General features: G+C 73.1%; 20 protein-coding genes. 12 read left to right on the top strand and 8 right to left on the bottom strand.

Going from position 1 to position 16,108, the window contains the following annotated elements:
* Positions 1 to 13: 13 nt before the first annotated feature.
* The 3 genes from AB0O11_RS14660 to AB0O11_RS14650 are packed head-to-tail and all read right to left on the bottom strand — an operon-like array spanning position 14 to position 3,140.
* Entirely contained in the window at positions 14 to 1,060 is a 1,047-nt protein-coding gene (locus tag AB0O11_RS14660; RefSeq protein ID WP_363385894.1) for a hypothetical protein, read from the bottom strand.
* Entirely contained in the window at positions 1,057 to 2,112 is a 1,056-nt protein-coding gene (locus AB0O11_RS14655; RefSeq protein WP_363385891.1) for a S66 peptidase family protein, read from the bottom strand. Before AB0O11_RS14655 ends, AB0O11_RS14660 begins: the two co-directional genes overlap by 4 nt.
* Positions 2,109 to 3,140, bottom strand: coding sequence for an asparagine synthetase A (locus AB0O11_RS14650; protein ID WP_363385888.1), 1,032 nt, complete (start codon positions 3,138 to 3,140; stop codon positions 2,109 to 2,111). Before AB0O11_RS14650 ends, AB0O11_RS14655 begins: the two co-directional genes overlap by 4 nt.
* A gap of 254 nt (positions 3,141 to 3,394) precedes the next feature.
* Here AB0O11_RS14650 and AB0O11_RS14645 point away from each other — a divergent pair, with 254 nt between their 5' ends.
* Together AB0O11_RS14645 and AB0O11_RS14640 are read left to right on the top strand one after the other, a co-directional pair.
* On the top strand, positions 3,395 to 4,471 hold the full coding sequence (locus AB0O11_RS14645; RefSeq protein WP_363385885.1) for a Gfo/Idh/MocA family oxidoreductase: 1,077 nt from the start codon (positions 3,395 to 3,397) through the stop codon (positions 4,469 to 4,471).
* Positions 4,472 to 4,527: 56 nt separating this feature from the next.
* Positions 4,528 to 5,127, top strand: a complete 600-nt coding sequence (locus AB0O11_RS14640) for a hypothetical protein (RefSeq protein WP_363385882.1) — start codon at positions 4,528 to 4,530, stop codon at positions 5,125 to 5,127.
* On the opposite strand, the gene AB0O11_RS14635 is transcribed toward AB0O11_RS14640, so the two are convergent.
* Positions 5,114 to 5,536: a type II toxin-antitoxin system VapC family toxin gene (locus AB0O11_RS14635; protein ID WP_049649700.1), complete on the bottom strand. Its 423-nt coding sequence runs from the start codon at positions 5,534 to 5,536 to the stop codon at positions 5,114 to 5,116. The genes AB0O11_RS14640 and AB0O11_RS14635 overlap by 14 nt on opposite strands.
* Entirely contained in the window at positions 5,529 to 5,813 is a 285-nt protein-coding gene (locus tag AB0O11_RS14630) for a type II toxin-antitoxin system prevent-host-death family antitoxin (RefSeq protein WP_063349249.1), read from the bottom strand. The genes AB0O11_RS14635 and AB0O11_RS14630 overlap by 8 nt, the downstream gene beginning before the upstream one ends.
* Before the next feature lie 137 nt (positions 5,814 to 5,950).
* Between AB0O11_RS14630 and AB0O11_RS14625 the strand changes: the two genes are divergently transcribed.
* The 5 genes from AB0O11_RS14625 (at position 5,951) to AB0O11_RS14605 (ending at position 9,490) form a co-directional block, all read left to right on the top strand.
* Entirely contained in the window at positions 5,951 to 6,364 is a 414-nt protein-coding gene (locus AB0O11_RS14625; protein ID WP_363385880.1) for a hypothetical protein, read from the top strand.
* Positions 6,365 to 6,367: 3 nt separating this feature from the next.
* Entirely contained in the window at positions 6,368 to 7,765 is a 1,398-nt protein-coding gene (locus AB0O11_RS14620) for a hypothetical protein (RefSeq protein ID WP_363385877.1), read from the top strand.
* The gene (locus AB0O11_RS14615; protein ID WP_363385874.1) at positions 7,762 to 8,292 is read left to right on the top strand and encodes a hypothetical protein; all 531 of its coding nucleotides are present in this window, start codon (positions 7,762 to 7,764) and stop codon (positions 8,290 to 8,292) included. The genes AB0O11_RS14620 and AB0O11_RS14615 overlap by 4 nt, the downstream gene beginning before the upstream one ends.
* Before the next feature lie 92 nt (positions 8,293 to 8,384).
* On the top strand, positions 8,385 to 8,678 hold the full coding sequence (locus AB0O11_RS14610) for a DUF6412 domain-containing protein (RefSeq protein WP_363385871.1): 294 nt from the start codon (positions 8,385 to 8,387) through the stop codon (positions 8,676 to 8,678).
* Positions 8,679 to 8,779: 101 nt separating this feature from the next.
* Positions 8,780 to 9,490 (top strand): YidC/Oxa1 family membrane protein insertase, encoded by a 711-nt coding sequence (locus AB0O11_RS14605; RefSeq protein WP_363385868.1) that lies wholly within the window; start codon positions 8,780 to 8,782, stop codon positions 9,488 to 9,490.
* 7 nt (positions 9,491 to 9,497) lie between these two features.
* Here AB0O11_RS14605 and AB0O11_RS14600 read toward each other — a convergent pair whose 3' ends face one another.
* The gene (locus AB0O11_RS14600; RefSeq protein ID WP_363385865.1) at positions 9,498 to 10,181 is read right to left on the bottom strand and encodes an HAD family hydrolase; all 684 of its coding nucleotides are present in this window, start codon (positions 10,179 to 10,181) and stop codon (positions 9,498 to 9,500) included.
* 41 nt (positions 10,182 to 10,222) lie between these two features.
* Positions 10,223 to 10,798: an NUDIX domain-containing protein gene (locus AB0O11_RS14595; RefSeq protein ID WP_363385862.1), complete on the bottom strand. Its 576-nt coding sequence runs from the start codon at positions 10,796 to 10,798 to the stop codon at positions 10,223 to 10,225.
* Positions 10,799 to 11,135: 337 nt separating this feature from the next.
* Between AB0O11_RS14595 and AB0O11_RS14590 the strand changes: the two genes are divergently transcribed.
* Entirely contained in the window at positions 11,136 to 11,903 is a 768-nt protein-coding gene (locus tag AB0O11_RS14590) for a CDP-alcohol phosphatidyltransferase family protein (RefSeq protein WP_363385860.1), read from the top strand.
* Between the two features lie 178 nt (positions 11,904 to 12,081).
* Complete coding sequence (locus tag AB0O11_RS14585; RefSeq protein ID WP_363385857.1) at positions 12,082 to 12,669, top strand: hypothetical protein; 588 nt, start codon at positions 12,082 to 12,084, stop codon at positions 12,667 to 12,669.
* 266 nt (positions 12,670 to 12,935) lie between these two features.
* On the opposite strand, the gene AB0O11_RS14580 is transcribed toward AB0O11_RS14585, so the two are convergent.
* Positions 12,936 to 13,133: a hypothetical protein gene (locus AB0O11_RS14580; protein ID WP_363385854.1), complete on the bottom strand. Its 198-nt coding sequence runs from the start codon at positions 13,131 to 13,133 to the stop codon at positions 12,936 to 12,938.
* 165 nt (positions 13,134 to 13,298) lie between these two features.
* Here AB0O11_RS14580 and AB0O11_RS14575 point away from each other — a divergent pair, with 165 nt between their 5' ends.
* The 3 genes from AB0O11_RS14575 (at position 13,299) to AB0O11_RS14565 (ending at position 15,924) form a co-directional block, all read left to right on the top strand.
* Positions 13,299 to 14,588, top strand: a complete 1,290-nt coding sequence (locus tag AB0O11_RS14575) for a LuxR C-terminal-related transcriptional regulator (protein ID WP_363385852.1) — start codon at positions 13,299 to 13,301, stop codon at positions 14,586 to 14,588.
* A gap of 117 nt (positions 14,589 to 14,705) precedes the next feature.
* Positions 14,706 to 15,290 (top strand): hypothetical protein, encoded by a 585-nt coding sequence (locus tag AB0O11_RS14570; protein ID WP_363385849.1) that lies wholly within the window; start codon positions 14,706 to 14,708, stop codon positions 15,288 to 15,290.
* Between the two features lie 52 nt (positions 15,291 to 15,342).
* Positions 15,343 to 15,924, top strand: coding sequence for a hypothetical protein (locus AB0O11_RS14565; protein ID WP_363385847.1), 582 nt, complete (start codon positions 15,343 to 15,345; stop codon positions 15,922 to 15,924).
* Positions 15,925 to 16,108 lie beyond the last annotated feature (184 nt).

The following is a 16,108-nucleotide window of genomic DNA, read 5'->3' as shown; positions in this document are numbered from 1 at the left end:
GTCACTGCGCTGCTCACCGCCGCTTGGCGTCGAGGACGCTCGGGATCCCGAGATCCACCGAAATCGCCTCGACCTGCGAGGACTTGATGTCGACCTTCGCCATCTTGGCGAGCGCCTCCTCGCGGCTGGAGGCGCCGATCCGGACGTGGTGCGCCAGCTCGTAGACGTACGGGTGGAAGCCGAACCGCTCGATGTGGTCCAGGATCAGCAGGCCGTTCAGCCGGCAGTTGGTGGAGCACGAGTCGGTGTCGTCCGGCCTGCGCCAGCCCAGCTCCGCCAGTGCGTCGAGGGTCTGCTGCTCCGTGTAGTCCTCCGCGTAGAGCGGGTTGAGCAGCCGGATGCCGTCGACGCCGAGCCGGTCGGGGTGCCAGGACTCCAGGTCGCGCCGGAGTTCCTCCGACGCCTCCCCGAGCGGGGCGAAGTGCCGGGACATCACGTCGACGAGGAACGGCTGGTCCACGACCGGGCTGGTGGTGAACTGGCCCGGCGTCCAGCCGCCGACCAGCAGCGGGATGCCGTGCGCGGCAGCCGTCCGTACGGCCGAGGCCAGCACCATCGAGATGCACGAACCGCAGCCCCCGGTGGAGTACTTGATCGTGTCGTCGTCGAACCGCAGGTCCAGGCTGGTGCGGTAGAGGCGCTTCATCAGACCGCCCGGCGGCCGGAAGCGGACGTGGTCCACCCCGAGCGCGTCGAGCACGTTCGCGACGTTGCGGCCGGCCGCGTTCGACAGGTAGCCGTTGTCGAGGGTGAACGCGAGCGTGCGCAGCCCCAGTCCCACCGTCCTGGCCAGCGCCAGCGAGCTGTCCTTGCCGCCGCTGTAGAGGACCAGGGCGTCGTAGTTCCCGCCTTCGGCCGCGGCCTTGGCCTCCGCCACCGCCGCCGTGATCAGGCCGCGGTCGATCTCGATCCGCTCGGACTCGTCGGCACAGTAGGTGCAGACCCCGAGGTCGTCGAACTCCACGCCCGGGAAGGACTCGGGCAGGACGCAGCGGACGCAGATCCGCTGCTCGTAGGCGACGGTCACCTGTCCGTCGGCAACCTTCAGAGTGGACTTCACGTGCCTTCCTTCGTCGTCGGGGGGACCGGCTCCAGCGTCAGCGTCGAACCGGCCGTGTCGAGGCGGGCGGGCAGGCCCAGGGGCAGCGTCAGACGCGGCTCGGTGTGCCCGAAGTCGACGTCGGCGAGCACCGGGACGTCGACCGTCCCCAGCGCCTCCAGGACGACCCGGTCGAACTGCTCGGACGTGCTGCCGGCCGGGACCTGGCCGTGCCGGCCGATGATCAGGCCCGCGATCCCGTCCAGCCGGCCGGACTGCCGCCACTGGGTGAGCAGCCCGCAGAACTCCTCGGCCGACGTCCCGGTGGTCTCCAGGCAGAGGATCGCCCCGGTGGTGTCCGGGAGGTACGGCGTGCCGAAGAGGCCCGCGACCGAGGGCGCGCACCCGGGCAGCAGCCAGCCCCGGGCGGTGCCGGGGACCAGCTCCCGCCAGCGGCCGGGCCTGGTCCGGCGCGGGCGGGTGTCGTCGCGGTCCCAGTGGAGGTACTCGTCGGTCCACTCGCCGGGCGCCGTCAGGACCGTCTCGCCGCCGCTCGGGCGCAACGCGTCGAGGAAGCGCTGACGCGTGTACGGCAGCATCCCGCCGTGCTCCCCCCACTCGGACACCACCATGGGGCCGTGGAAGGTGCTGAGCCGGGCGCGGCCGAGCGTGGCCCACAGCATGGCGCTGACGTCGCTGTAGCCGACGAGCGGCTTGGCGGCGGACCGGACCAGGTCGAAGTCGACGTGGTCCAGCACCCGGGAGGTGACGTAGCCGCCGGCCACGCACACGACGGCGTCGACCTCCGGATCGGCCAGCAGCCGGTGCAGGTCCTCCGCCGTCTCCTCGGGGCTCCCCGCGAAGAGGCCGTCGTCGTGCCGCGCGTGCTCCGCCAGGCGGACCGACATCCCGTCGTCCCCCATGGCGCGCAGCGCCCGTTCGAACCGCTTCGGGAACCGCGCGGCCGCCGGGGAGGACGGGGTCCAGATCCCGATGGTCGGCGACGCGGGGAGCGGGCGGGGGAAGCGGAGGCCGGGTACCGGCTCCTCTGGCGTCCCTGGCCGCGACGTCACGGCAGGATGTCCTGGCCGTTGAACCGGAGCAGCAGGGCGAGGTCACGGATGTCGTCGTGCTGGGTGGCCCAGAGCAGGAACCGCTCGACGCCGAGCCCGAACCCGGACGTGCGCATCGGGTGGCGGGCGTTCATCTCCACGTACCACTCGTAGGAGTCCTCCGGGACCTCGTGGAGGGCGAGGGCGCGCCGCAGGTCGGCGACGTCGGTGTGGCGCTCGCCGGCGCCCACCGTCTCACCGATCCCGAAGAGCAGGTCCGCGCTCAGCGCCTTGGTCGGGTCCTCGGTGGAGAACGCCTGGTAGAAGGGCACGCTGAGGTGGTCCGGGTGGATCAGCCAGACGTACCCGCCGAACTTCTCCATCAGGACGCGCTCGCCCTTGCGGGTGAGGCTGCGGCAGTTGGGTTCCAGCTCCTCGACCGTGCCCGGCTGCCCGTCCAGCAGCGCGACGGCCTCCTCGAAGCTGATCCGGGGCAGCGGGCCGCTGCCCGCGAGGACCTCCAGGTGCTCGACGGTGCCCGCCATCTCGAAGACGGTGTCCCGGGCGTGGGTGAGCAGGGAGGTGGCCAGGTGCCGGAGGTACTGCTCGACGACCTCGATCATGTCGTCGAGCCCGCCGACGATCTCGGCCTCGCTGTGGAAGAACTGGCACAGGTGCGTCTGGTCGGCGGCCTCGCCGCGGAAGGACGGCATGAGGTAGTAGGAGCCCTGCGGCGCCAGGCGACAGCCGAACTCCAGCATGAACTGCATCGAGTCGGCCAGGTAGGTGCGGGTGCCCTCCAGCTCGACCTCGACCGGGGAGCTGTCGCTGCCGCGCCCCATCGGGCTGGAGATCGAGCCGGTGGTGATCGGGAGGTGGAGGTTGCGCGCCCCGCGGGCGGTCCAGAACTCCGTCGTGCTGAAGGTGACGACGTCCTGGAGGATCGTGATGTTCCGGTACCACGGGTTTTCCAGAACCGTCAGGTAATGCTTTTCCGGCGCAGTCCACGAGCGTGGCGCCTGAACTTTCTCCCCCGCGAAAATGGACATGATTGACCCTTCGTCGAATCGAAGTCGAAGAATCGGCGAGCCGCCGTATCCGGTGCCTCCCATCCTTCTCGCGGCTCCGGACCCGGTCCAGATCACGGACGGTTCGTGCGGACGCCATGGCGTATCGCCGCCATCGCCGACCGTCCTCTCACATGGCGAGAGCCGGTTCCCGGCGATCGGGAAACGGCGGACGCGGAGGATATGACGGCGGAGCATACGGGAATCCGACGGGCGCCTCGTGATTGAGTGGGCGCATGAACTCGCAGACGACCTCCCGTCCGTTCCGTGTCGGCCTGATCGGCTACGGCCTGGCCGGCTCCGCGTTCCACGCACCACTGATCGCCACCACGCCGGGGCTGCGGCTGGACGCCGTGGTCACCGCCAATCCCGACCGGCGCGCCCAGCTGGCGCGCGAGCACCCCGGCGCCCGGGCCGTGGACACGCCCGAGCAGCTGCTCGCCGACCCGGACGCGCTCGACCTGATCGTCATCGCCTCCCCCAACCGCACCCACGCGCCGCTCGCCCGCGCCGCCCTGCGGGCCGGCCTGGCCACCGTGGTGGACAAGCCGCTGGCCGGCACCGCCGCCGACGCGCTGGAGCTGTGCCGGCTCGCCGAGGAGCAGGGCGTCCTGCTCTCGGTCTTCCACAACCGGCGCTGGGACGGCGACTTCCTCACCGCGAGCCGGCTGGTGCACGGCGGCGCGCTCGGCCGGGTGCACCGCTTCGAGTCCCGCTTCGAGCGCTTCCGCCCCAAGCCCAAGCCGGGCTGGCGGGAGCTGGCCGACCCGGCCGAGGTCGGCGGCACGCTGTACGACCTGGGCAGCCACCTGGTCGACCAGGCGCTCAGCCTGTTCGGGCCGGTCGAGACGGTGTACGCGGAGATCGACGTGCGGCGCGACGGCGCGGTGGTGGACGACGACGCCTTCCTCGCCCTCACCCACGCCTCCGGCACCCGCTCGCACCTGTGGACCAGCGCCGTCACCCCGCTGATCGGACCCCGGCTGCGGGTGCTCGGCGACACCGCCGGCTACGTCAAGCCCGGCATGGACCCGCAGGAGGCCGACCTGCGGGCGGGCCTGCGCCCGGACGGCACCCGCCCCTGGGGCGCCGACCAGCCCTCGCACTACGGCACCCTCGGCACCGACGAGTCCGCGATCTCGCTGCCCACCGACCCGGGCGACTACCCCGCCTTCTACACGGGCATCGCCGCCGCCCTGACCACCCCGGGCACCCCGCCCCCGGTCGACCCGCGCGACGCGGTGGCCACCCTGACCGTGCTGGAGGCCGCCCGTGCCTCCGCCGCCACGGGGACGGCGGTCCGCCTGGGCTGACGGACGCCCTGTCGGGCCTGTCGCGCCACCTCCGACATGACTTCTAAGATGATTCGATGACCAGTCAGCGGGGGTGGCAGGCCGACACCGAGGAGCGCCGGCGGCGCGAGCAGGAGTGGTCCGCCGAGCAGAAGAAGCGCGAGAAGGCGTGGACCGCGGAGTTCGAGGAGCGCCGGAAAGCCCTCCAGTCCGAGGAACACCAGCTGGCCACGTCCATCGCCGCGAACCGGGCGGCCTGGGCGGACGGCCGCCGGAGCGGAGCCCCATCCGCCGGCTACGTCGACGTCACCGGGCCCGACGCCGTGCCCGTACGCATCGCGGTGGTGTGGCTCGGACGGATCGGGGCCGCCAGGAGACGGCTGAACGACTACGACCCCCTCCGGCACCTCTCCGGCGCCGGCGGCGGCGAGGGAGTCCTCCTCCTCATCCCCGTCGCCGCCCTCGTCGGCCTGAACTTCGGACTCCGCTGGCTCGTCCTGCGGCTGCTCGGCCGCCCGCGCTGGGCCGTCGCCGCCAAGGCGGGGAGCGAGCGGGGCAAGCGCGGGGGCAACACCGTCCTGCTGCGCACCCGGGACCGGACGACGGCCCTGAAGTACGCGGCCGCCCTGGCCGACCGGATCGAGCAGGACGGGACGGCCGCCCTCACACCCCGATGACCTCCACCGCCGAGCCCAGCCCCCGGAAGTCCGCCACGTTGCGGGTGTACAGCGGCAGCCCGTGGGCCGAGGCGACCGCGGCGATCATCAGGTCTATCCGGCGCGGGCGCGGCTGCCTCCCGGCGGCGATGGTGAGGGTGACCAGCGTCCCGTAACGGGCGGCGGCGGCCGCGTCGAAGGGCAGCGGGTCGAAGTCCGCCATCGCCGCGCCCAGCACCTCCAGCCGGGCCGCCCGGCTGGCCGGGTCGCGGGCCATCGACACGCCCTGCTGCAGTTCGGCGAAGGTGATCGCGGTCAGCTCCGGCACGGCCGGCAGGTCGGACGGGCTGAGCAGCGCCAGGTCGATGTAGACGCAGGTGTCCAGCACCCCGGCCGGCCGGCGCCGGGGCGCTCTGCGGCGCTCAGCCACGCCGCCGCTCGAACGGGTCGTCGCCCTCGTCCCCCACCAGCTCCTCGGGCCCGAAGTACTCCTCGGCCTCCTTGCGCATCTGCTGGTAGTCCACCCGCGGCAGCTTCACGTGCCGCGCCACCAGCTCCTCCGCCGTGAGCCGCCGCCGCCCCGACACCGGCCGCAGCTCCGCGACCTCGACCCCGTTCCTGGTGATGTGGAAGGTCTCCCCCGCCTCCACCGCGTCCATCACCGCGGCGGAGTTGTTCCTGAACTCCCGCTGGGTAATCGTCTTCACCTCTCCACGGTAGCCCCGTGTAGCCCCCCTGGCTACACCCCCGCACGAGCCCCGCCCGATTCCCCGAAACCCCGCCCCCGCCAGGCCCGATCCGCTAGGTTCGATCACGATCGTTCGAACAGAGGGGGGCTTCTGTCATGACCGGCGCCGGCGAGAAGGATCAGAATCCGTGGCTCTACGGCCAGGACGCTCCGCCCGCGCGGGATCCGCTCAGCCCACCCCGTACGACCGGGCCCTGGACGAGTGCCGCGGGCGCGTCCGTCCTGGTGCAGCCGGCCGTGCTCCAGCAGGCCGCCGGCGAATCGCGCCGGCTGCGGGGTGAGTTGCAGTTCTCGGTCAGCCGCGTCGAGCCCGACACCGCCGCGGCCGTCCAGGCCCTGGGCGGCGGGTGGGCCAGCGGACCGGCGCTGTCGCAGGCGCTCACCTGGTGGAAGGCACGCTGGACCAGCCTCGACAACCGGCTCGGCCTGACCGCCGACCGCCTGGACGCCACCGCGCGCAGCTACCACGCGGCCGACGACTCCGCCGCGGCCGACTTCAAGGGGCCGTGAACCATGGTGACCTTCGCCCTGCTCCGCCACGCCTCCTTCGCTTCCCTCGACCACGCGGGCGGCACCTGGACCGGCGTCTCCGGCCACATGGAGCACCTCGCCGGCCAGATGCGGTCCGGCGTGCTCGGGCCCCTCTCCGGCGGCGGCCCGTACGCGGCCCCGGCCGCCGAGAGCCGGCCCTGGACCGGCGCGGCCGCCGACGAGGCGGTCCGGGAGATCGGGCTCCTGACCGACGAACTGCACGCCTTCCACTACGAGGCGCTGGCCGTCGCTGCCGCGCTGCACCGCGCCCGGAAGGCCTTCACCGAGGCCCAGCAGAAGCTGCTGCGGGCGATCGGCGACGCCGAGGCCCTCGGCGCGACCGTGTCCGACGACGGCACGGCCACGCTGCCCGACCTGCCGCCCGAGGAACGCAACGACCCCGAGGCGATCGCGTACCAGAAGCGGAAGTGGGACGAACTGCAGCACCACGTCCGGGACATGACCGCAGCCCTGACAGCGGCCACCGAAGCTGACAACGCCGTGGCCGCGGCCCTGCGCACGCTCAACCCGGAGGAGGTCGACCCGGCGACGCATCCGGACGGGGCCGCCAACGCCCTGAGCGACCTGGAGGGGGCGATGGCCATGCCGACCGATCCCAAGGCCCGGAAGGAGTGGTGGGCCGCGCTCGATCCCGCCTTGCGGGCCGGGCTGCTCGCCGCCGATGCGGACAAGCTGATCAAGGCCGGGATCCTGGGGCCGACCGAGTACGAGTGGTCATCTCCGGACAAGGGAGCCGGGCCCTGGGGAGTCCGGGAACCGGGCATCGCCGACCAGATGATGCGGGTGAAGGTCGCAGCCATGGTCGGTGGCGGTGCGCTCGCCGGCTACCCGGATGCCGCCCGCAACATGGCGCACTACCTGGACGGCGACGGAACACCGCTCAACCTGGCCGTTGAACCCATGCTTCGCGACGACGCCGACTTCCGGGCGAAGGCGGATGCCCAACTGGCCGCCAACAAGGACAAGTGGCGTCGGGCCGCGGTGGAGGCCTTCGAGAAATCGGGAGGCGTGCCGGTCTCGATCCCCGTCGAGAGTCCGGTTGGTTCCCGGAAGTTCGAGGATCTCAACTGGTACCGGGCGATCGGAGGGCACCAGTACCTCACGTCCGGAGTGGTGACGGCCGTCCCGGGGCCGGACGGCAAGCCCCAGGTATCACTGCAGTACCAGGTCAACGTCTGGGACCGCTACAACTGGGACGAAGGAAAGAGCACGCCGATCGCCGGCACCATCGTCACGGACCACGACATGGCGACCCTGCACCAGACGGGACTTGCCAAAGAATTCGACATCGTCGGCAGGACCAAGCCGATCACCATCCAACTCGACGACCCCGCCGCCCCTGGAGGGAAGACGCCATGACGCGCAAGCAACGATGGGTACTGCTGCCGGCGATCGTGGCGCCGCTGGCGTTGGTGGGAGCTGCGGTGGGAGGCCTGTACTGGCTGCGGGAGTGGGACCGGCATCCAGCACCGGACAGCGGGCGGCCCGGATCGTGGACGACGGTCACGTCGGAGTTCGTCATGGAGTTCTCGCGCGTGCGGCCGCCCGCATCGGCGGGCGAGGTGCATTGGGCCTACCAGAAGGGGTTCCAGGACGACGCCGCATACCTCTCGTTCCGGCTGCCTCCAGGGGAGGAGGAGCGGTTCCTCGCGGATCTGAAGATGACGGTGAAGCCGAGCTTCGAGAACCAGGTCGACAGCAGTGCGCTGACGGGGTTCCAGCGAGCGGGGGCACCGGATCCGAAGGCTGCGGGCCCCTTGCGGGAGGGCTCCTTCCTCGCCGAACCGTTGCCCGGGCACAACAAGCGGCTCGCGGCCACGGTGTGGCTGGCGGCGGAGGCGGACGGGGGCACTCGGGTGTGGGTGGACGCGGGGGATTCGCCGTAGGGATTTGGCCGAAAGCGGGAACCCGGCGGGCCGCAGGATCGTCCTGCTGGTACGTCAGGAAGCCGGGGGGACACCGGGAGGGGGAGCGCGCCGTGGCCGTGGTCGCGATGCTGCTGGGCCTGCTCCGGGTGTTGACCGGGGAGTTGGTGGCCGACAGCGGGACGCTCGCGTCCGTGGCCGCCGTCGCGGCCGTGGTGCTGGTGGCCGGGGCGGTCGCCGGGGCACTGGCCGGGGCGCGGCTGCTGGGGGCGCGGGCGCCGGCGGCGGTGCGCAGCGGGGTACTGCGGCGCCGGGCGTTCGGTACGGCGTTCCTTCCGCAGCGTGATCCGGACGCCCGGGGCAGGCGACGTCCCAGGGCACCGGGAGCGGCCCTGGCGGCCGCGTGATTCCGTCATGGATCCGTAGATCCGTAGATCCGTAAGACGTTCTTCGCGGCCGTCCTCCGCCGTTCACTCATGTCCTGAGACCCCGGAGGGCTCGCTTCACCATGTCCGTTCTCGCCGTTCTCGACCCGGCCGTCGCCCTGGCGCACGCCGTCGTCGCCGCCGTCGCCCACCTGGTGCCGACCGCACTGGCCATCGTCCTGTTCACCGTCGCCGTCCGGCTGGCACTGCATCCGCTGGCGCGGGCGGCGGCGCGCGGGGAGAAGGCCAGGGCGCGGCTGGCGCCGGAGGTCACCGCGCTGCGGAGGAAGCACAAGGACCGGCCGGAGCGGCTGCGGGAGGCGCTGGCCGAGATGTACCGGAAGGAGCAGGTGTCGCCGTTCGCGGGGTGTCTGCCGGTGCTGGTGCAGATCCCGTTCTTCTCGGTGATGTACCGCCTGTTCACCACCCCCGACGACCTGCTGGACCGCACCCTGTTCGGCGTGCCGCTGGGCCTGCACGTCACGGCCGCGCACGGCGCCGGGCAGTGGGCGGTGTTCGGGGCGCTGTTCGCCGGGCTGGCGGCGGTCGGGGTCGTCAACTTCCGCCGGGCCCGACGCGCGGCCACGGCCGCGGCGATGGCGACGGCGCAGCCCGCCCCTCAGCCGGGGGCGGGGCTGCTGCCGTACCTGTCGTTCGGTTCGGTGCTGTTCGCGGCGCTGGTGCCGGTGGCCGCCGCGCTCTACCTGCTGACGGCCGGCGTCTGGTCGGCCGCCGAACGGGCCTGGCTGTACCGGGACGGGTCGCCGGCGCCGGCGACCCTCCCGATTACCTGACGTACCGTCAGAAATGGCGCAACAGCTCGGGGAAGGCCCCGAGCTGCAGCGTCGCCTCGTCGGGGCCGAGCTCCGTGTGCTCCAGCACCCAGGTGTGCTCGTGCGGGATGAAGACGGTGCGCAGGCCGGCCCGGCGGGCGGGGGCGATGTCGGACTTGGGCGAGTTGCCGATCATCCAGGTCCGGCCGGGGTCGAGGCCGAGGTCGGTGGTGAGCTGCCGGTAGGTGTCGACCGACTTCTCGGCGACGATGTGGATGCCGCGGAAGTGGTGGTCGATGGCGGATTCGGTCACCTTGCGCTGCTGTTCGCCCTGGTCGCCCTTGGTGAGCAGGAGCAGGTGGTGGCGGTCGGCGAGGGCGGCCAGGGTGTCGGCGACGCCGGGGATCAGTTCGACGTCACGGCTGGTCAGCGGGGTGAGCAGGTCGTCGATCCGGGCCTGCTCGTCCTCCGTGGGGGTGCGGCTGTTGAGCTTCTGCAGGCAGTCGGCGAGGCTCTGCCGGAAGACGGTGGCACCGTAGCCGAGGGTGGCGGAGTTGACGGCCTCGATCTCGTTCAGCAGGGCCCTGGTGCGCTCCTGTTCGGCCGGGGCGGCGACCCAGTCCAGGAAGCCGTCGATGACCCGCTCGAAGAGGACGTTGTTCTCCCAGAGCGTGTCGTCGGCGTCGAAGATCAGGGTCTGGTCGGTGTGCATGCGGTGGTCTCCAAGGTCCGGTGGTCTCCGGGGGAAGTCGGTCAGGCGGGCGGCAGCAGGAGGGCGGCGCGGTCGAGGGTCTCACGGAGGTTCTCCTCGGTGGTCCGGCGCTTGGCCTCCTCGACGGTGAGCCATTCCAGCGGGGACGCCGGGTTCTCGGGCCGGGCCTGCTCCGGGGTGCCGGTGGCCAGCAGGAAGCGCAGGTCGGCGTGCTCGTGCGCGGGTTCGGTGGGCGAGGCGGGAACGGGCACCACGGCGAGGTGGACGAGGGCGGGGCCGGGCCAGGGGGTGAGGTCGGACAGGCCGGTCTCCTCCAGGCCCTCGCGCAGGGCGATGTCCAGCGGCCGGGTCTCCCCCGGGTCGCCGTGGCCGCCGACGTGCAGCCAGGCCTGCTGGCGGACGTGCCAGCGCAGCAGGACGCGGCGGGTGGGCGGGTGGACGATCAGCGCGGAGGCGGTGAAGTGGAGCGGGAAGGTGCCTCTGTTCCAGGCGTCGGCGACGCCGAGGAGGCTGCGGGCCCGCTCGTGGTCGGCGGTCTCCACCGGGCCCTGCGGGCGGTGGTCGTCCAGCAGTCGGGCCAGGTCGGGGCTCTGTGACAGGCCGCCCGTGGTCACCATGGGTCTGCGCTCCTCGTTCCGTTCCGGGGCCGTGGGGACCGCGCGGACCGCGTCAACCGGCTTGCGGGAGCGGGTGGTCGGGCCGGCGGTCGGGCCCGGGGCTTCGGGTTCCGGCGAACCCGCGCAGCCTAGCCGGGGGCGCCCGGGCGGCCCACCGGTTTTCGCCCGCGGGCGCACGGGCCCGCCCAGGCCTGCGTACGCTTCGGGGGACGTCCGCGGCAGACGTTCCACCGGAGGACATCTTCCGTACCGCCGGCGGCATACCGGCTGGTCCGGGCGTTTCCCCGGAGGCCGTAGCCTGTGGTGATCGTTTCGGGACAGGTGGAGGGATGTCGTCATGGTGGCTGCTCCGGCGCTCGCCGAGCTGCGCGAGGTGTGCCAGCCGCAGGCCAAGCTTCAGAGCCGCAACGGCGAGCACTGGGCGGGCCGGCTGTACATGCGGCGGATCTCGCTGCGGACCACCCGGCTGCTGGTGCGCACCCCGGTGTCGCCGAACACCCTGACCTGGGTGATGGTGGTGTGCGGGGTCGGTGGCGGCGCGGCCCTGCTGATCCCGGGCCTGACCGGTGCGGTGCTGGCCGCCGTGCTGTTCCAGCTGTTCCTGCTGTTCGACTGCGTGGACGGCGAGGTGGCGCGCTGGAAGCGCCAGTTCAGCATGGCCGGGGTGTACGTGGACCGGCTCGGCGCCTATCTGGCGGACGCCGCGCTGATGATCGGCGCGGGCGTACGGGCGGCCCGCGGCGGGTCGGAGCTGTGGGTGTCGGCGGGGCTGGCGACCGCGCTGGGCGTGGTGCTGCTCAAGGCCTCGACGGACCTGGTGGACGTGGCCCGCGCCCGCAGCGGGCAGCTTCCGGCGACCGAGGAGTCGACGCAGCCGCGTTCCCAGGGCATCGCGACGGCCCGCAAGGTCGCCTCGCTGTTCAAGATCCACCGGGTGACGAACGGCATCGAGGCCTCGCTGGTGCTGCTGGCGGCGGCCGTGGTGGACGCGGGGCTCGGCAACCTGGACGCCACGCGGTGGTCGCTCGCGGGCATCGCGGTGATCACCTGGGGCATGGTGGTCGCGCACCTGGCGTCGATCCTGTCCTCCTCACGGCTGCGCTGAGCGGCCTGCGCCCCGGGGACGGGGGCCCCGAAGGCGGGGCCTGAAGGCCGAGGCCCGAAGGCTGAGGCGCCCTGCGCCCGGGAGTCGAGGCGCCCCTCCCCCGCCCGGGGGAGGCACCGGCGCCGAGCCCGCCGCCGGACGGACGCGGCGGGCCGAGTCCGCGCGGGAGGGTGAGGGCATGACGACCCCGCTCACTGCCGCCACCGCCGTTCCCGCCCCGCCCCGCTGGGCCGTGCGCGCCGCCCACCTCGCCGCCGTCACCGCCCTGCCGGCCGGACTGTGGCGGCTCGGGCTGGTGGCGGGCTGGCACGGCGGGTACACCGAGGCGGGCTACCGGGCGATGGGCTTCTCCGGGTGGGGCGCGGTGTGGCCCGTCTTCCTGAGCCTGGTCACCGAGGCACTGGCGCTGCTCACGATCGGGCTGGTCCGCCCGTGGGGCACGGTGCCGCCACGCTGGGTGCCGTTCCTCGGCGGCCGCCCGGTCGACCCGCGCGCGGTGGTCGTCGCGGCCTCGCTCGGCGCCGCCGGCCTGGCCCTGCTGTGGACGCCGTTCGCCGCGTGGTGGGCCATGCCGGGCACGGACATGACCCCGCGCGGCCACTTCCTGGTCGGCTTCCTCTACCTGCCGACCGTCGCCTGGGCCCCGCTGCTGGCGGCCGTCACCGTGTCGTACCACCGCCGGCACCGCCGACACCCGGCGACAGCGACGGCGACGGCGACGGCAGCCACAACGGCGACAGCGGCCGCACGCCCCCACGCGGCCTGAGGCACGGCCGGCCCGCCGAGCGGGCGGGTGCCCGGAACGGCGACGCGCCCTGCACGGGAAGTCGACTCTGCCGACTTCCCGTGCAGGGCGCGCCACTTCGCCGGGTTCAGCGACCGGAGGAGTTCGCGGACTCGGCGGAGGAGGCGGAGCCGGACCGGCCGGTGGCGGTGGTGGTGGCGGTACGGACGCGACGCTTCAGGGCCATGTGCATGACAGGGCTTCCTTTCGGGGAAGAGGAGAAGACGGGAGCCGCCTGCGACGACTCGTCAGCTCAGCGGCTTACCGGGGCACCAGGCGTCGCCCCAGGCCGTCGTCTGGACGCAGCTGTGGCCACCGTGCCCGTCGCCGGAGTTCGTCAGCGTCGCGCCGTCGAACACGGAGGCGCCGGCCGGGGCCACTCCACCCAGCCAGGCGGCGGCACCCAGCGCGACCGCGGCCAGTGTCCGCGTCACGATTCCTCGCATGACGACAACTCCCATCACCTCGGGGACAGTTCCACAGGTTTCGGACGTTTCCGCAGTTCCCGCGGCATCGCCCGGCCCGTGATCGTCACCCTGCCAGTCGGCGGATGGCCACGGCATCCCCCGCAAGGGATCATGAGCCTGCCTGGCAGCTTTAGGAGGCATGCGATGGAGCCCGGGACCGGCCCCGACCCGACCGCCGACGTACCCGCACTCGACAGCGCGGCCGTCACGCTCTACCGGTGGACGGTGGTGCACGAGCGCCTCACCCCGGCGACCCTCGCCCAGGCGGCGTCGGAGACCGACCTGGGCCTGCCGGAGTGCGAGGCGGCCGTCCGGCAGCTCACCGGAGCCTGCCTCTTCCAGGAGCTGTTCGCCGACGACGCCCCGACCGACGACGCCCCGACGGACGGTGACCCCGCAGGCAGGCGCCCGGTCGCCTGGCAGCCCGTCAGCCCCCAGGCCGCGACCGCACAGCTGCTCTCCGCACGCGACACCGCCCTGCGCGCCCGGGAGGAGGCCCTGCGCGAGCAGCGGCGGCTCATCCAGCAGCAGCGCGACGGGCTCGCGGCGCTGGTGCCCGTCTACCTCCAGGCCCGCCAGCACGCCTTCCCGCAGGGCACCATCGACCGGCTGCCGGACAAGTTCGCGGTGCGCTCGCTGCTCGCCGACGTGATCGACTCCTGCCGCAGCGAGGTGCTGGTCTCCAAGCACGGCGGGTCGTTCTCCCCGGCCGCCCTGCGCGAGGCGCTGCCGCGCGACCTGGCGCTGCTCGACCGGGGCGTCCGGATGCGCAGCCTCTACCAGCACGCGACCCGCTTCGACCAGCCCACCCGGGTGCACGCGGAGCAGCTCATCGAGGGCGGCGCCGAGATCCGGACCCTGCCGGAGGTGCTGCCGCAGCTGATCATCGTGGACGGCTCGCTGGCCCTGCTGCCCGCCAGCTCCGGCGGCGCGCTGATCATCCGGGAGCCCGACCTGCTCTCCTACCTGCTGACGGTCTTCGAACGGGACTGGGAGAACGCGACCCCGTTCGCCAGTGGCCCGCAGGCCGCGCACGACGTCACCAAGACGATGAAGCAGAGCATCCTGGTGCTGCTCGCGAAGGGCCTCAAGGACGAGTCCATCGCCCGCCGCCTCGGCATCTCCCTGCGCACCTGCCGCCGCCACGTCTCGGACCTGCTGGACGGCCTCGGCGCGCACAGCCGCTTCCAGGCCGGCGTGGTCGCGGAACGGCTGGGCCTGACCTCGCACCCGGCGCCTGCCACGCCGCCCGCCGAAGCCGGGGAGCCCGCACCGGCGGCGGCCTGCCCCGCCTGCGGCGAGCCGCTGACGGCGCCCGCCTCCTCCCCCGACGGCCAGCGTCCGGGCGGCCGCCCGCCGCGCTACTGCTCGCCCCGCTGCCGCTCCCGCGCCTACCGGACCCGGCAGCGGGAGGGCGCGAACGGCGTCACGTAACCCGGCGGCGGCGTGACGTAACCCGGGAGCCACCCACGGACCGCCGAGGCCGACCCGAGGGCCGGCGGCCGGAAACCCGCGTGACCGTCCGTGCCCGATCTGCTTGACTCCCCCGCCATGAGCACCACGAGAGCCCTGCCGATCCTGCGGACCCCCGACCGTCAGGCCGCCTACGACGCCGCCCGGCAGCTGCTGGACCTCACCGTCCAACGCGACCTGACCGAGGCGTCCGGTTTCACGAATGCGCTCACCACAACGCAGGCGCGGCAGATGTTCGAGGCCTTCCCCCACGGGTGGGGCGAGCCGACCGACCTGGACCACGACCTCGGAGGCGACTCGCTCCGACGGCTGTTCGACGTGGGCGATCCACAGCTGGCGGAGTTGGCCCCGTTCAACTTCCGGGTGGAGGAGGAGCCCGTCGGGTCGGTCGAGGAGCAGTTCCTCGACCTCGTCGGGGCCGCTCCCGCCTGGCTGTACTGGGACGGCTTCGGCTGGCCCGCCGTTCCGGAGCTCGGTCTGGGGCCGCGTCTCCACGACGCCATGCTCGAACTCATCCTCAACAACCGCAGCCTCGCCCTCGACCGGCCCTCGGACGACCACACGCTGTACGTCCACTTCCGCCAGGGCGACGTCGAACGCGCCGAGTGGCTGGCCCGGCAGGTGGGGCTGGCGCCGATCGGACCGGTGGAGCTGGGCTGGTGATCGCCCGGAAATCCGCGTGCCCGTCCGTGCTCGATTTGCTTGACTCACCGTCATGAGCACCTCGAACGTCCTGCCGGTCCTGCGCACGACCAACCGGTGGGCCGCCTACGAAGCCGCCCAGCGGCTGCTGGGCATCACCGTGCACCGCCGCTCGACGGAGGTGCACGCGTACGCGGACGAGCTCACGGCGGCGGAGGCCCGACGGCTGTTCGAGGCCTTTCCCGAGCACGTGTACCCGGGCAACCAGGAGCGGAACGTCGGGCACGACGAAGTCCGGCGGCTGTTGGCGACGGACGACCCCCGGGTGGACGCGCTGGCCCCGTTCTCGTTCCAGCTGGACGAGCAGCCCGTCGGGTCGATCGAGGACAGGTTCCTCGGCCTGCGCGGCTCCTCGCCCGCCTCACTGTCCTGGACGGGCTTCGCCTGGCCGGCCGTTCCCGAACTCGGCCTGGAGCTCCGTTCCAAGGACGCCAAGGTCCAGATCGCCCTCAACAGCAGCAACGTCGACTTCGACCGCCCGTCGGACGGCCACACGCTGTTCATCCACTTCCGCGCGGGCGACGTCGAGCGCGCCGAGTGGCTGGCCCGGCAGGTGGGGCTGACGGCCGTCGGGCCGGTGGAGTCGGGCTGGTAGCCGCCCGGGCACAGCCCCCGCCCGATCGGCGTTGGGCCGGGGAAAGCGGCGTTCGTGGAGGCCCGGCTGCGTGCCTGGGAGTCGTTCACGCGCGAGCCGGAGCGGGTGACCGGCACGGTGCAGGAGGTGCTCGGGCGTCCGCCGCGCGATGTCCGCAGCTGGGTGCGGGATCACGCGGCGGACT

Origin of the sequence: Kitasatospora sp. NPDC093102, assembly GCF_040683915.1 — a bacterium.
Lineage (GTDB): Bacteria > Actinomycetota > Actinomycetes > Streptomycetales > Streptomycetaceae > Kitasatospora.
The sequence above is the reverse complement of the archived record's forward strand: the minus strand, read 5'-3'. Positions and strand labels throughout refer to the sequence as shown.

What these genes read in the sequence shown, in the direction of transcription:
- AB0O11_RS14650 (WP_363385888.1), bottom strand. Translation starts at nt 3,140, where the DNA reads ATGTCCATTTTCGCGGGGGAGAAAGTTCAGGCGCCACGCTCGTGGACT.
- AB0O11_RS14645 (WP_363385885.1), top strand. Translation starts at nt 3,395, where the DNA reads ATGAACTCGCAGACGACCTCCCGTCCGTTCCGTGTCGGCCTGATCGGC.
- AB0O11_RS14640 (WP_363385882.1), top strand. Translation starts at nt 4,528, where the DNA reads ATGACCAGTCAGCGGGGGTGGCAGGCCGACACCGAGGAGCGCCGGCGG.
- AB0O11_RS14625 (WP_363385880.1), top strand. Translation starts at nt 5,951, where the DNA reads ATGACCGGCGCCGGCGAGAAGGATCAGAATCCGTGGCTCTACGGCCAG.
- AB0O11_RS14620 (WP_363385877.1), top strand. Translation starts at nt 6,368, where the DNA reads ATGGTGACCTTCGCCCTGCTCCGCCACGCCTCCTTCGCTTCCCTCGAC.
- AB0O11_RS14615 (WP_363385874.1), top strand. Translation starts at nt 7,762, where the DNA reads ATGACGCGCAAGCAACGATGGGTACTGCTGCCGGCGATCGTGGCGCCG.
- AB0O11_RS14605 (WP_363385868.1), top strand. Translation starts at nt 8,780, where the DNA reads ATGTCCGTTCTCGCCGTTCTCGACCCGGCCGTCGCCCTGGCGCACGCC.
- AB0O11_RS14600 (WP_363385865.1), bottom strand. Translation starts at nt 10,181, where the DNA reads ATGCACACCGACCAGACCCTGATCTTCGACGCCGACGACACGCTCTGG.
- AB0O11_RS14595 (WP_363385862.1), bottom strand. Translation starts at nt 10,798, where the DNA reads ATGGTGACCACGGGCGGCCTGTCACAGAGCCCCGACCTGGCCCGACTG.
- AB0O11_RS14590 (WP_363385860.1), top strand. Translation starts at nt 11,136, where the DNA reads ATGGTGGCTGCTCCGGCGCTCGCCGAGCTGCGCGAGGTGTGCCAGCCG.
- AB0O11_RS14585 (WP_363385857.1), top strand. Translation starts at nt 12,082, where the DNA reads ATGACGACCCCGCTCACTGCCGCCACCGCCGTTCCCGCCCCGCCCCGC.
- AB0O11_RS14580 (WP_363385854.1), bottom strand. Translation starts at nt 13,133, where the DNA reads ATGCGAGGAATCGTGACGCGGACACTGGCCGCGGTCGCGCTGGGTGCC.
- AB0O11_RS14575 (WP_363385852.1), top strand. Translation starts at nt 13,299, where the DNA reads ATGGAGCCCGGGACCGGCCCCGACCCGACCGCCGACGTACCCGCACTC.
- AB0O11_RS14570 (WP_363385849.1), top strand. Translation starts at nt 14,706, where the DNA reads ATGAGCACCACGAGAGCCCTGCCGATCCTGCGGACCCCCGACCGTCAG.
- AB0O11_RS14565 (WP_363385847.1), top strand. Translation starts at nt 15,343, where the DNA reads ATGAGCACCTCGAACGTCCTGCCGGTCCTGCGCACGACCAACCGGTGG.